Annotated in this window: 13 protein-coding genes; 7 read left to right on the forward strand and 6 right to left on the reverse strand. The window is 43.8% G+C overall.

The genetic code is table 11. From position 1 onward, the window contains the following. The first annotated feature begins 5 nt into the window (after positions 1-5). From N518_RS0104420 to N518_RS0104430, 3 genes are all read left to right on the forward strand, one after another. On the forward strand, positions 6-1,307 hold the full coding sequence (locus N518_RS0104420; protein ID WP_026444016.1) for a DUF445 domain-containing protein: 1,302 nt from the start codon (positions 6-8) through the stop codon (positions 1,305-1,307). A gap of 32 nt (positions 1,308-1,339) precedes the next feature. Continuing rightward, positions 1,340-2,494, forward strand: coding sequence for a methionine aminotransferase (locus N518_RS0104425; RefSeq protein WP_005024002.1), 1,155 nt, complete (start codon positions 1,340-1,342; stop codon positions 2,492-2,494). 117 nt (positions 2,495-2,611) lie between these two features. After that, positions 2,612-3,979 (forward strand): MATE family efflux transporter, encoded by a 1,368-nt coding sequence (locus N518_RS0104430; protein ID WP_005024000.1) that lies wholly within the window; start codon positions 2,612-2,614, stop codon positions 3,977-3,979. 86 nt (positions 3,980-4,065) lie between these two features. Here the strand turns inward: N518_RS0104430 and N518_RS0104435 are convergent, their stop codons facing one another. Beyond that, a complete protein-coding gene (locus N518_RS0104435) occupies positions 4,066-4,917 on the reverse strand; it encodes an SDR family NAD(P)-dependent oxidoreductase (protein WP_005023998.1) in 852 nt (283 codons plus the stop codon). Between the two features lie 198 nt (positions 4,918-5,115). Here N518_RS0104435 and N518_RS0104440 point away from each other — a divergent pair, with 198 nt between their 5' ends. From N518_RS0104440 to phoR, 3 genes are all read left to right on the forward strand, one after another. Next, complete coding sequence (locus N518_RS0104440) at positions 5,116-5,793, forward strand: TetR/AcrR family transcriptional regulator (protein WP_005023996.1); 678 nt, start codon at positions 5,116-5,118, stop codon at positions 5,791-5,793. Between the two features lie 238 nt (positions 5,794-6,031). Continuing rightward, positions 6,032-6,742, forward strand: a complete 711-nt coding sequence (gene phoB / locus N518_RS0104445) for a phosphate regulon transcriptional regulator PhoB (RefSeq protein WP_005017756.1) — start codon at positions 6,032-6,034, stop codon at positions 6,740-6,742. Positions 6,743-6,751: 9 nt separating this feature from the next. Beyond that, the gene (phoR, locus tag N518_RS0104450) at positions 6,752-8,110 is read left to right on the forward strand and encodes a phosphate regulon sensor histidine kinase PhoR (RefSeq protein WP_005023994.1); all 1,359 of its coding nucleotides are present in this window, start codon (positions 6,752-6,754) and stop codon (positions 8,108-8,110) included. Between the two features lie 46 nt (positions 8,111-8,156). Here the strand turns inward: phoR and asd are convergent, their stop codons facing one another. The 5 genes from asd to N518_RS0104475 all read right to left on the reverse strand — a co-directional run bounded on the left by asd (position 8,157) and on the right by N518_RS0104475 (position 13,490). Next, the gene (gene asd, locus N518_RS0104455) at positions 8,157-9,008 is read right to left on the reverse strand and encodes an archaetidylserine decarboxylase (protein WP_005023992.1); all 852 of its coding nucleotides are present in this window, start codon (positions 9,006-9,008) and stop codon (positions 8,157-8,159) included. Beyond that, the gene (locus N518_RS0104460) at positions 9,005-9,853 is read right to left on the reverse strand and encodes a sulfurtransferase (RefSeq protein WP_005023990.1); all 849 of its coding nucleotides are present in this window, start codon (positions 9,851-9,853) and stop codon (positions 9,005-9,007) included. Before N518_RS0104460 ends, asd begins: the two co-directional genes overlap by 4 nt. Positions 9,854-9,964: 111 nt before the next feature. Beyond that, the gene (gene pncB / locus N518_RS0104465) at positions 9,965-11,173 is read right to left on the reverse strand and encodes a nicotinate phosphoribosyltransferase (protein WP_005023987.1); all 1,209 of its coding nucleotides are present in this window, start codon (positions 11,171-11,173) and stop codon (positions 9,965-9,967) included. Positions 11,174-11,345: 172 nt separating this feature from the next. Then, positions 11,346-11,771 (reverse strand): ankyrin repeat domain-containing protein, encoded by a 426-nt coding sequence (locus tag N518_RS0104470; protein ID WP_373865822.1) that lies wholly within the window; start codon positions 11,769-11,771, stop codon positions 11,346-11,348. A 198-nt stretch (positions 11,772-11,969) separates the two neighbouring features. After that, positions 11,970-13,490, reverse strand: coding sequence for a catalase (locus tag N518_RS0104475; protein ID WP_005023983.1), 1,521 nt, complete (start codon positions 13,488-13,490; stop codon positions 11,970-11,972). Positions 13,491-13,696: 206 nt separating this feature from the next. Between N518_RS0104475 and dtd the strand changes: the two genes are divergently transcribed. After that, positions 13,697-14,137, forward strand: a complete 441-nt coding sequence (dtd, locus tag N518_RS0104480) for a D-aminoacyl-tRNA deacylase (RefSeq protein WP_005023981.1) — start codon at positions 13,697-13,699, stop codon at positions 14,135-14,137. Positions 14,138-14,178 lie beyond the last annotated feature (41 nt).

Raw genomic sequence — 14,178 nt, forward strand, 5'->3', positions numbered from 1 at the left:
ATTTTATGGCTGAACCTGTGACTTCTCCGAGTCTGAACCGTAGTAAACGTTATGCCACAATCGCTCTGGTTGTGGCGGTTATAGCCTGGCTCATACTCATTGCCATGGCCAAGCTCGTGCCAGAGTATGCCTGGCTAATCCAGATCCTGATGCTTGCTGCTGAAGCTGGAGTAGTGGGCGGGCTTGCTGACTGGTATGCGATTACAGTTCTGTTCCGGAATCCTTTTGGTCGTATTCCTATTCCGGCATTTTTAAAAGACCATACGGAAATCATTCCACGCAACAAGGATCGGATTGCCGTATCTATGGGCCGCTTTGTACAGGAAAACTTCCTGTCTCCATCAGTGGTAGAACGCAGTCTGCAAGATACTGATCTGGCCATGGCAGCCGGACGGTGGCTGGCTCAGCCAGATAACAATCTGCAAGTGGTACAGATTATCCAGCAGACTGTACCCAAAATTTTTGAATTTGTCGGGCAGGAGCAAATTGGCCGTTTTATCCAGAATAATAGTGTGCAGTGGGTACGTAATACCCAGATCAACACTTTGGCCAGTGAAATGTTGCGTGCTGTACTGGAAAATGATTTTCACCAGGATGTATTGCAGTGTGGGCTGGATCTAGCTCAGGACTGGATGAAGTCACATCCGGAAGAGACACGTGAGCTGACCCGTAAGCTGTTTAAGGAACTCGGTGTCTGGAAACTGGCAAGAGGCGCCAGCTGGATTGGTATTGATGTACAGCAGCGGACTGTTGATTCGATGCTTGGCCGGGTCGAGTCCATGCTGGCTGATCCCGAGCATCCGTGGCGACAGAGCATTGAACAATATGCAAGCCAGCTTATGCTGGAACTGACAGATGAAAATAGTCTGTCGAGTCAACGTCTGAACAGTGCCAAGGATGCCCTGCTCGACAGTCCGCAAGTACTTAACTTTATTAGTGGCGCGGTGGCTATATTGTGTAATGCTGTCAAGGACGATTTAGAAAAACCGGATTCAGGAATTGCTCTGAATTTAAGAGTTGCCATTCAGCAGGTGGGTGAGAACCTGATGCAGAATAGAGAAGTCCGTCACTTGCTGAATCAGCGGATGAGTAGTTTGGCTGTTAGCTTTAGTGACCAGTACAGTGACCGGGTGATTCATTTTATTAGTGAGCGGATTCATGAATGGGATTCGCGGGAAATGATTGACAAAATTGAGAACGAAGTGGGTGGCGACCTGCACATGATCCGTGTCAACGGCGTAGTCGTAGGCGCTTTTATCGGACTGACTCTCGGCATTATTCGCGCGCTGGTGGACTTTGCTTTTTAAGCTTGAGTTAAATTTAAAACGAGGTTTACGATATGTTTAAAGTAGAGTCTAAATTTGCCACACAGAACGTGACCATATTCAGTGTGATGACAGAAATGGCACAGCGCCTGAATGCACTAAACTTGTCTCAGGGTTTTCCAGATTTTCCAGCACCACCCGATCTGGTCGAGGTATTATGTAAAGCCAGTCGTGACGGCCATCATCAATATGCTCCCGGTGATGGCTTACTGACCCTTCGTGAACAGCTGGCTGCCCAGTTTTATAAACGGGACCAGATCAATATTGATCCACGGGCTCAGCTTACCATTACACCAGGCGCTACAATTGCTATTTTTTGCGCTATTCAAGCAATGATTCGTCCGGGTGATGAAGTAATTATTTTTGATCCGAGTTATGACAGCTATGTACCCAGTGTACAGATGATGGGAGGAAGCTGTAAGCGTATAGCCCTGCAAGCGCCAGAGTTCAAGGTTGACTGGGAGCATTTAAAACAACAGGTCAACTCTAAAACACGAATGATAGTCGTCAATACTCCACATAATCCGAGTGCTACTGTTTGGACACGTGAAGACTGGCAACAGTTGATTAAACTGGTGCAAGACACCAATATCGTGATTCTCAGCGATGAGGTGTATGAGCATCTGGTATTTGATGGCCGTCCGCATTTGAGTGCCCTCAGTTTTCCTGAGCTGGCCGAGCGCAGTTTTGTGATTGGTTCATTTGGTAAAACCTTTCATGTGACAGGTTGGAAAACAGGTTATTGTGCGGCTTCACCGCATCTCATGCGCCTGTTTCGTCAGGTTTATCAGTTTGTAAATTTCTGTGCGAATACTCCCTGCCAGGTAGCCTTGGCCAGCTATATGCAACAGCATCCGGAACATATTGAGCAGCTCGGCAGTTTTTATCAGGCCAAGCGAGACCTGTTTATTGAAGGATTAAAAGGTTCACGCTTCCAGTATGAAGTTCCTCAAGGCACTTATTTTCAGAATCTGGACTACAGCCAGATCTGCCCAGAACTGAATGATATGGAAATGTGTAAATTTTTGGCTGAACAGCATGGTATTGTGGCTATTCCTGTTTCTGCCTTTTATGAAAAACCGCCCTCTGAACTACGTTTGATCCGGTTCTGCTTTGCTAAACAGGAATCTACATTGCATAAAGCCTGCGAAATTTTACGCGGCTGCTAAACAGATACCACTATATTTGGCAGGAAGTTACTTAATTCATAGCGTTTTTCAGGTCAGCCCTATGTTAAGGTTATTTTAAAGATAATACTAAAAACAGGGAGAGTGCGACGCACTGTTATGGCACCACATCAAACTACTATACAGCAGCAGAAACTCTGGAAAACTTTTTTAGTTTTTCTTTTACCGTTAATTGCAACCAATATTCTGCAAAATCTGTCCGGGACAATTAATACGATCTTTGTCGGGCAGATGATGGGCGTCGAGGCAATTGCTGCCGTTTCCGTGTTTTTTCCAATTTTATTCTGCCTGATGGCATTTGTAATTGGGCTTTCAGCAGGAGCCACCGTACTGGTTGGCCAGGCTTGGGGTGCTCAGAATATTCAGAAGGTACGCTGCGTAGTTGGTTCTACCTTATTTATGACATTAATCGGCGGGATTATTGTGGCGTTACTGGGGGTTATATTTGCCGAGCATATTTTGCTTGCACTGGGTACAGACCCGGCTGTGATGCATTTATCACTTCCTTATGTCCGCTGGATGCTAGCTGGTAGTCCCCTGCTATTTATTTATATTATTTATACATCTATTTTACGGGGTGTCGGTGACAGTGTAACGCCACTGATTGCATTGGGTATGACCAGCCTGATCGGCTTAATGATCACTCCTATCCTGATCGCCAGTTATTTCGGCTTACCTAAAATGGGGATTATTGCACCGGCTATTGCGACTATTGTGGGCTATCTTGCGGTGCTGGGCTTTCTTGCAGTTTATCTGAATAAAAAACATCATCCTTTACGTCCAGACCGGGAGCTGTTCAGTTATATCCGTCATCAGCCAAAATTAAGTAAAATTATTTTAAGGCTAGGTATTCCTACTGGCATCCAGATGGTAACCACCTCTGTAGCTGGCCTGGTCATTGTGGGGCTGGTTAACCGTTTTGGTGCCCATGCTACAGCAGCTTATGGTGCAGTTAACCAGGTTTTAAACTATATCCAGTTCCCAGCACTCTCTATAGGTATCGCAGCTTCAATTTTTGCAGCCCAAGCGATTGGGGCGGGTAGAAACGATTTACTGTCACGGGTGAGCCGTACTGCGCTCGGCATGAATTTTGTCATCACTGGCATTCTGGTAATATTAGGCTATCTTTTCTCGAAGTATCTGATGGCACTTTTTATTACCGATCCGGAAGTAGTCGAGCTGGGTCAGCAGTTACTGTTTATTGTACTGTGGTCTATTCTGTTTTTTGGAGCCAGTGCCATTTTCGCCTCCATCATGCGTGCCAGTGGCACCGTAACTGTACCGATGCTCATCAATATCTTTGCTATTTTAGCGATTGAACTGCCATGCGCTTACTGGTTTAGTCAAATCTGGGGCCTTAAAGGAATCTGGTATGCCTATGCACTTGCTTTTGTAAGTCTCTGTATTTTACAAGGTTTGTATTACCAGTTTGTATGGAAGAAAAAAACTGTAGAGGTATTAATTTAAAATAATACCCTCTTCTTTTAGGTATTAAAAAGCCCAGAACCGATAATAGGATCTGGGCTTTTTTTATTTAGTATATTAATAAACAGTTATACGATCTGGTTACGTGGTTTTTTATTCATGCCAGTCAGCAGACCAGTAATATATTGGTATTTGGCCGGCATAACGCGCTGCAAGGCATCCAGAAATTTTGCATCATTACCAATCAATAGACGGCGCTTGTCTTTCAGTACTGCATCCAGAATTTGGCGAGCAGCCTCTTCTGGTGGAATACGGAGCAGTTTGTTGAATGAACTGACTGATTTTTCGGGATGCATGCCTAGTGATTTAAGACTTTGATTGACTTTAGCAGCATTGGCAATATTGGTACGAATACCGCCTGGATGCACACATAAGGCACTTACCCCACATTTTTGCAGGTCCAGTTCCTGACGTAATGATTCAGTAAAACCACGCACTGCAAATTTGGTCGCATTATAGGCAGACTGAGTAGGCTGAGCTGTCAGACCAAATAAACTGGAAATATTGACAATATGCCCATCACCACTCTTTTTCAGATAAGGCAGAAATTCTTTAGTGCCATATACTACGCCCCAGAAATTAATTCCGACAATCCATTCCAGCTCATCATAATTGGCACCTTCGACTGTTGAAGCTAAAGCAACGCCGGCATTATTAAAAATCAGATTTACCGACCCATGATTTCTGACAGTTTCTTCAGCCCATGCTTTTACTGCTTCACGATCTGCCACATCCACTATCTGGGTCGTGATTCGTACATTACTGTCTTTTAACAGTTCGACAGTCTTTTGCAGGCCTTGCGCATTAACATCACTTAAAGACAAATGGCAGCCCTGTTTAGCCAGCAAAACCGCCAGCTGTTGGCCAATCCCTGAGCCTGCACCTGTAATGGCAGCAACTTTATTTTTAAAATTCTTCATGCATGTTCCTTTATTTTTCTCTCTGCAGTGGCAGATAGATAGCAAATTTCCTTTTCAATATAATTTTGACAATTCATATTGTCAATATTTCTTTAAAGTTAAAAATGCATGAAAAATAAACGGCAGTATCTGACAGCACCTTCGTTTAAAAAACTTGTTAAAATGGCTGCCATAGAATTCTATAGATAATAGGTAAAGATGAGTCAGTCAGAATATGCTCAGGAGCCACAGGCAGATACAGTTGCCAGTTCGAGGGAACGTCAGTTCAAGGGATTATCTCTGTCAGAACGTAAACTTGCACGTCGCACCAAGCTGATTGAAGCCGGAATTGAGGCTTACGGTACTCAAGGTTTTTTTTCAGTTACGGTTAAAGATATTTGCCGTGAAGCCGGACTGACTGAACGTTATTTTTATGAATCTTTTAAGAAAAGTGAACAGCTGTTCCAGACTATTTTTCTCCAGCTGATTGAAGAGCTACAGCAAAGGGTAATGCAGGCTATTATGCAGGCTTCGCCTAATCCTGATAAAATGATTGAAGCCGGCTTACGGGCTTTACTCAACATGTTAAAAGATGATCCACGGGTTGCACGTATCATTTATGTGGATGCCATGCTGGTTCAGGAATTGCATAACCAGGCTACCATTCAGGAAACCATGCTGCGTTTTGATCGAATGATTCAGGCTTTTGTGATGTTAATGATGCCGCATCTAAGCCGTAGCCAGCATGAGGTTTCACTGATTGCGACTGGCCTGAACGGTTATGTCACACAGCTGGCAATTCGCTGGGTTATGGGCGGTTTTAAACAGAGTCTTGAAGATATACTGGCAGCAGCCCAAGTGGTATTTATGGCATTATTAGAAAAATTTGAGAAATAGTCTTTCTTTAAATTGTGAGCTGATCGCTTATCTTTCTTAATTTAATATTGTGATAATTTCTGAATTATTAATACCATACTTTCGCAGAGCTGCTATTTGAATGTAATATTTGTCACAAATAATTGCTAAAATAGAGTTTGTCTCCATTTTTGCAATGATACTGTCATAATTTATCTTTGTAATAAGCCTGTCATAAATAAAAACGGTTCACCGTTAATAACGAATAGGGTATTGCGCTGTGAAAGATGATTATATTTTAATTGTAGATGATGAATTACCGATCCGTGAAATGATTCATACCTCTCTGGACATGGCAGGTTTTCAATGTCTGCAAGCTGAAGATGCCAAGCAGGCTCATCAGATGATTGTTGATCAGCGCCCGGCCCTGATTCTTCTGGACTGGATGATGCCAGGCGGCATCAGTGGTGTTGATCTGTGTCGCCGTCTGAAGCGCGATGAAAATCTTTCTGAAATTCCGGTAATTATGCTCACTGCCCGTGGCGAAGAGGACCATAAAGTACAAGGCCTTGATGCCGGTGCAGATGATTACATGACCAAGCCATTCTCAACTCGTGAACTGGTTTCCCGAATTAAAGCTGTACTGCGCCGTGCCAATGCCTTGAGCGGTGAGAAAACAATTGATGCAAATGGCCTGCTATTAGATCCGGTCAGTCAACGTGTCAGCTTTGGTGATTCCATTCTGGAAATGGGGCCAACCGAGTATCGCTTACTGGCGTTCTTCATGACTCATCCAGAGCGTGCTTATACCCGTGCCCAGTTACTTGACCAGGTCTGGGGCGGAAATGTATATATTGAAGATCGTACCATTGATGTACATATCCGACGTTTACGCAAGGTGCTTGAGCCTTATGGTGCCGACCGCTTTGTACAGACTGTACGTGGAACCGGTTACCGCTTCTCGACCCGTGCTGATGTCGCTCTAGGTTAAACTGACTTTATGTATGAACCATATCCGGTTCCTGAGCTGGCCCGGGACTACAAAAAATTCCGATACAGCAGTTTGTGGACTTTTGCTAAACAGGACTTACGGCTGCTGGTCTTTCTACTGCTCGTTGCCAGTCTGATCGGTTTCGGGATCGGCTATTTCTGGAGCTGTATTTTCATTGGCTTTGTCGTGTTTTTTGCTTTTCAACTACGGTCCTTATATTTAGTAAATGAATGGATTTCTAACCGGCCTTATGATGCTCCACCTAATTTAAACGGTATCTGGGGAGCACTCCTGTTTAATGTATACCGGGCCCAGCGTCAGGAACGCATCGTGCAGGCAGAAATGGTCGGACTGATTGACCGGGCGCAATCTTCATTAGTCGCACTGTCTGAAGCAGTAATGCTGATTGATGATCTGAACCAGATAGAATGGTTTAATCCGGCTACTGAAAAACTGCTTGGTATACAGCCCCTAGATCGTGGTCGTAATCTGCTCACGATACTACGCCAGCCTATTTTTATTGAATATTTTCAAAATATTGATCAGGCGCCAGATGGCATCAAGATGAAGTCGCCCGTGCATGAAGACCACTATGTGCAAATCAAGCTAACCCGTTTTGGTGGCGAAAGTCATTTGCTGGTGGCTTATGATGTTACTCGCATGCAAAACCTGGAACAGATGCGTAAAGATTTTGTCGACAATATTTCGCATGAATTACGCACCCCGCTCACTGTATTAAGTGGCTACATTGAGACTTTTACCGATCAGGAAGATTTGAATCCACGCTGGAAACGGGCATTTGACCAGATGCAGGCACAAACCAAGCGCATGAATTCTCTGGTTAATGACTTGTTGCTGTTATCACGTCTTGAAAATAACAAGAAAATTGCCAAGAACCAGATTGTGGAAATGCCCGGTCTAATGAACCAGCTTTTTGATGATGCTCAGGCCTATAATGTCGATTATGGCCATACGCTTAATCTGGACATAGACAGCCATTGTGACCTGATCGGTTCAGATATGGAACTGGCTAGTGCCTTTAGCAACCTGATTACCAATGCCATTAAATATACGCCCAAGGGCGGTACAATTACTATCGGCTGGCATGATGATGCTGAACATGGCTATTTTACCGTACAGGATACAGGCATCGGAATTGACCCACGGCACCTACCAAGACTGACTGAACGTTTCTACCGGGTGGATAGTGCCCGCAGCCGGCAAACCGGCGGTACCGGATTAGGCCTTGCGATCGTCAAGCATGTACTCATGCAGCATAATGCCTATCTGGAAATTGAATCCAAGGAAAATGAAGGCTCGACCTTCAAAGCTGTCTTCCCTAAAGAACGCCTATATCATTTAAACTAGAACTATAAAAAATGCGCCTCAAGGCGCATTTTTTATTATTGGTCTTCTAAAGAGCCTGACCCAGTTTCTGTCCCATAGTCACCACAGAATTAGCCTTAAATTCCGCATCCCAAGCCATTTTATCCTGTTCAAATAAAATTACAGCAGTTGAGCCCAAGTAAAAACGTCCCAGTTCGGCACCCTTTTCCAGTACCACGTTATGCTGGTTCAGCTCAAGACGACCGGACGGTTTTACTTTTCCAGTAACCACTGTTTCAATTCCAGCCACAATCATGGCACCTACCATGACTACCGCCATGCGTCCCAGTTCGGTATCGAACAGACAGACCATACGCTCATTACGTGCAAACAGGCCAGGAATATTCTCGGCAGTAATCCGGTTAACTGAAAACAGCTCACCTGGAATATACAGGGTTTCAGTTAGTGTACCCGTTATTGGCATATGGACACGATGATAATCCCGCGGAGAAAGATAGACCGTAGCAAACTGGCCATGTTTAAATGGCTCTGCCAGTTGTGGATCACCGATGAGTTTCTCGACAGAAAAACTTTGTCCTTTCGCCTGAAAAATATCACCGTCATGGATCGTACCCAGCTGTGAGATAGCGCCATCGGCTGGTGAAACGATACTCTTAGGATCAGCATCTACCATACGCACACCTTCGCGTAGGGCACGGGTAAAAAACTCGTTAAAAGATTTATATTTTAAAGCATTAACCTGCTCGGCAATTGACATATCTACGCCATAGCGGGTTTTAAAGGTCTGAATGACCGCCGCACGTACCAGCGGGTTCTCACTGGCAGCAATTTTACCGACTACCCGGCTTAGCTGATGCTGGGGAACCAGGCGCTGGGCCCGAATAAAGATATTTTTTTTCAGACGTGATGTGAGGCTCAAAACGGCAACTCTCCGGTAATAATAGGGCTGTCGAGGCGATTGCCCCATTCACTCCATGCACCATCATAAGCCTGTATTTCCCAGTCGAGAAGTCGGCCCAGTATATAAGCCAGCCCAGAGCGATGATGCGATTGACAATACACCACGACAGGCTGGTCCAGCTGAAAACCTGCATTCTGCAGATTTTGTCGGGTGCGTTCTAGCGGATGCAATTTTAGATGATTTTGTCGGTCAAGGGCAGTACTCCATTCAAAATGGCGAGCACCTGGAATATGTCCACCACGACGGGCGGCAAGACGCAGGCCTGTATACTCATCAAAGGTTCGGCAATCCCATAGCTGGGTGCTATCTTCTTTAATCATTTGACGAAGCAGATCATATTTTACCCGATATTTCTCAATTTGGCCAAGGTCAACCTGTACCAGTGTATCAGCGGCTTTAATAACCACCTGTTCAGATGAAGTAGGTAAACCGGCAGCCAGCCAGCCATGAATACCACCATTTAGCAGACTGGTCTGTTCAAAACCCAAGCAATGCAGGTTCCAGAGCAAGCGTCCTGCCCATGCCCCGCCTTCATCATCGTAAGCAACTACATGATGTTCTGGAGAAATTTGTAAATATTCAATTAGTGCCTGCAGGCCCAGCTCATCTGGGAGCAGGCCAGAGGCTTGCTCTTCATGACGCACTAATAATTTAGGTTTTAAATGTAAAGCGTGCGGAATATGCAGTTGCTGATAAACCGATTCTCGGCTCAAGTCGACAATACGCAGTTTCGGATGACCCAGCTGTGGCAAAAGTTCCTCGGCTTCGATCAGTAAACCAAAGTTAAAATCAGGTGTCATCATTACACTTATTTCAGGTTATTTTTTATCTAAAGCCAATTTTAGCATAGTCTAATTTAAAGCCATTGCGGTTTTTTATAGGGCCTTTATAAAATAACTGCTATATAAACCAGCTTAAATTTCAGGTTCCTGAATCTCAAAAACCTGTCGTAAATAGGCCAGGAAGGTATCGTTATCGGTCATGGTTTTACCCGGACTGTCTGAAATTTTGGCAACCGATTGTCCATTGCATTCCACCAGTTTTAAGACAATATTTAAGGGTGTTTGGCCCATATCATTAGTCAAATTGGTTCCAATACCGAAACTGACCTGAAAGCGGTCTTTAAAGTACTGATGAAGTTTCCATGCTTTTTCCAGATTGAGGCCATCGCTAAAGGTCAGCATTTTAGTCCGGCTGTCAATTTTTAGCTTGCGGTAATGCTTATAGGCTTTGTCACCCCATTCATAAGGGTCGCCACTATCATGCCGCAGACCATCAAACAGTTTGGCAAAATACAGGTCAAAATCACGCAGGAAGGCATCCATACCCACAACATCAGTTAAGGCAATGCCCAGATCACCACGATACTCCTGTACCCAGGTTTCCAGTGCAGCTTTCTGAAAATTGCGCAGCCGTACATCCAGTGCCTGAAAAGCCTGCAAGAATTCATGTGCCATTGTACCGATAGGAGTAATACCCAGCTCTTTTGCTAATAAGACATTACTGGTACCACGGAAAACACTTGGACTGGCCTTATGGAACTCTTCAATTACATGCTTTTGCCATTCAAAACTGTAGCGACGGCGTGTACCAAAGTCTGACACCAGAAAAGGAGGATCATTTGGCTGCTGTCCACGCTCATAACTCTTGATCAGTTCCAGCTTGGCCTGCAAACGTCGTTCACCTTCAGCCAATACTTCTTCACTGCGAATACGGCGAAAATATAGTTCGTTAACCAGTGCCAGTACAAAGATTTCAAACATCATGGCCTGAACCATTGGGCCTTCAATCCAGACATCCAGTCGGCCTTCTGCATCTATACTGGCTTTAATAAAACGACGCTTGAGCTGAAACAGTTCCAGATAGTCGACAAAATCACTCTTGATAAAACGCAGATTGCGCAGGTACTGTAACTCATCTTCTTTAAATGTGAGCTGGCATAAATAATCTAGTTGCTGATTGAGCTCATCCAGGATATCTGACAAAGGATATACAGTATCTTCCAGATTCCGGCAACGAAAATGATAGACACTGTCAGTTTGCGGAAACTTATGTAATACCACCTGTAGCATGGTGAATTTATATAAGTCAGTATCAAGAAGGGAGTGAATAATTGCAGACATATGCAGAAAATTTTTGCTTTAATCTTTTAATTAAAACATATTTTGATGAGCTATAAGCCAAGTTTTTCATGTAGATACGTAAAGCAAGACTATGGTCTTATACTGTTCAGAATCTACTTGCAAACAGTCCGCTAAATTTTTATCTATATTTTAAAAACTTAGCCAGTATATATTATTCGTTCGATAGCTCTTTAAGAGCCTGTTCCTGTCCAATCACTTTAGCAAATTCTGCTACAGTTTTTTGTCCGGTCTGCTGTGTATTCATATCACAGTCGACCTTACGCAGCTGTCTGGCAATTGCCCATTCCATTTTAAAAATAGCACCCATCAAGGCTGTATTACCTTTATTGTCTCTGGCACAGCGGTCAGCCCCGGATGCCAATAATGTGCTGACAATATTTTGCTGGCCATAGTAAGTTGCCATCATCAAGGGAGTAAAACCTGCATGATTTCTGCTATCGACCGGAAATCCATATTTTAGGAATTCATCAATTACTTCTTTATTTCCTGTTTTTGCAGCAGCGAAGAAAAGATCAACCAGTTCCTGCTGGGCTGGCAGCTTACTGTCTTGCACAGGAGACTCAGCTACTTCGGCCATCACGACGGTACTGCTCAGGCAAAATAGTGAAATCAGGAAAGTGCTTTTTAAAAAACTCATCAGGATTCCCCTTAGTCTTCAAAATAATAAAATATCTCTAACATATTGCTGTAATCACTCCACTTTAAAACTAGTGCACCGTATGAGGTAAAGGTGATTAAGTTAACTCACCTTACCTCACTGAAGGACTGACCGGACTTAGTCTTGCAGTTGCTCTGCTTTTGCCTTAACAGTAGCCAGGTTACCTTTTACCGCCTGGGTCAGCCGTGTACCATACTCTGCATCTGCCTTATAAAAGTAGGACAGCATGATGTGTTTGGTTTCGGTATCTTTTACTGCACCCAAATCAGCTGCCAAGTTACGGATCAGGTCATTTTTTTCAACCGCTGAATAGGAGCGATAGAGTTCACCGGCCTGTTTGAATGATTGCTCTTTCTTGATTGCCTGCTGTAATACACTTCCTTCAAGTGGTGTCATGACTGCTTTGGCATGTGTGGTTGAAGGTTTAGGTTCCTTGCGGCTTGGTTCATAGTTCACATCTGAATCACGTTCAGATACATTCATGAAGCCTTCCTGGTTATTGTTATTGACTTTGACCAGAGGACGGTTTACTGGAATCTGCTGATGGTTTGCACCTAAACGGTACATCTGGGTATCTGAATAAGAGAAGATACGGCCCTGTAGCAGACGGTCCTCAGAAGGCTCAATGCCTGGAACCAGATTACCTGGTGCAAATGCCGACTGTTCAGTTTCATTAAAGAAATTCTTCGGCATACGGTTTAGCGTCAAAGTACCTACTTTAACTTCTGGAATCAGGTGAGTGGGCCAGATTTTAGTAGCATCCAGTGGATTAAAGTCGAATTTGTTCAGATCTTTCGGGTCAAGTACCTGAATATATAAATCCCATTTTGGATAGTTTCCGGCATAAATATTGTTGTACAGGTCATTGGTCAGATGATTAAAGTCCTTACCTTGCATCTCACGAGTCTGTTCCATGTTCATGCCTTTAAGCCCCTGTTGAGTACGGAAATTGAATTTCACATACTTATACTCGCCTTTAGCATTGTACAGTTTGAAAGCATGCACACCGAAGCCATCCAGGTTACGGTAGCTGACTGGAGTACCGAGGTTAGAATACACGTAGGTCAGCATATTTACAGCCCAAGGCTGACTTTGCAGGAAGTCAAACACACGGTTTGGATCCTGAACATTTGTCACCGGGCTTGGCTTCATGGCATGAATAAAGTCGGGAAATTTAATAGCATCGCGAATAAAAAATACAGGCAGGTTGTTGCCGACCAGGTCCCAGTTGCCCTCCTGAGTGTAAAACTTCAGGCCAAAACCGTGCGGATCACGTAATGTCTCTGGTGAACCTTTAGGATGGATTACGGTAGAGAAACGCAAGAAAACCGGTGTTTTGATTCCTGCTTTAAATAGTGATGCAACCGTTAAGTCCGATAAGTCTTTTGTCGCAATAAACTCGCCATATGCTCCTGTACCACGTGCGTGTACTACACGCTCAGGAATACGCTCACGACCAAAACGCTGCAATTTTTGAATCAGCTGTACATCCTGAAGCAAAGTTGAGCCATTCTCGCCGGCAGTGATTGAATTCTGGTTATCCCCTACAGGTGCTCCATTGTCTTTGGTCAAAGGCGCTGCGTAACTTGCTGACATGGTAACACCCAGCATGGCGGCCAGTAATGAACGCTTAAACATAACATCATCTCTTTAATTTTCTGCAGCGGCACTTTACTAGAGTCTTTCAAATAGTTAAAAATGATAATAAAAATAAATATAATCGATTATTCAAATATTTAAAAATAAGATGTTGTATAATATGAATAAAATATATATTCAAGTTTAGAAATCGAGTTCTGATACACTATTAACCCAGTCTTTAAATAAGCAAAAAAGAGAGTGAGATGCGGGCATTATTACAGCGTGTACTTGAGGCCAAAGTCATAGTGGAAGGCAAAACTACCGGTGAAATTGGTCATGGGATTCTGGTATTTTTAGGATTAGGGAAAGAAGACACGCTGGATACGGGTAAGAAATTAATCGATAAAATTTTAAAATATCGGTTTTTTGATGATGAGCAGGGAAAAATGGGTTGGAATGTCAGTCAGGTAGGGGGTGGTATTTTACTGGTTTCCCAGTTTACCCTGATGGCTCAAACCCAAAAAGGGTTACGTCCGGACTTTGGACCAGCGATGCCACCGAGTGAAGCTAAAGTACTTTATGAAGACCTGGTTGCCTACACGAAGTCTCAATTTGAGAATGTACAAACCGGTATTTTTGCAGCAGATATGAAAGTCCATCTGGTAAATGATGGCCCGGTTACCTTCAATCTTGAAATAGAGTAATTTTTAAAAAAATATAAAGAAGCCCTCTATTTTAAGAGGGC

The organism is Acinetobacter sp. UNC436CL71CviS28 (assembly GCF_000620525.1).
Classification (GTDB): Bacteria; Pseudomonadota; Gammaproteobacteria; order Pseudomonadales; family Moraxellaceae; genus Acinetobacter; species Acinetobacter radioresistens.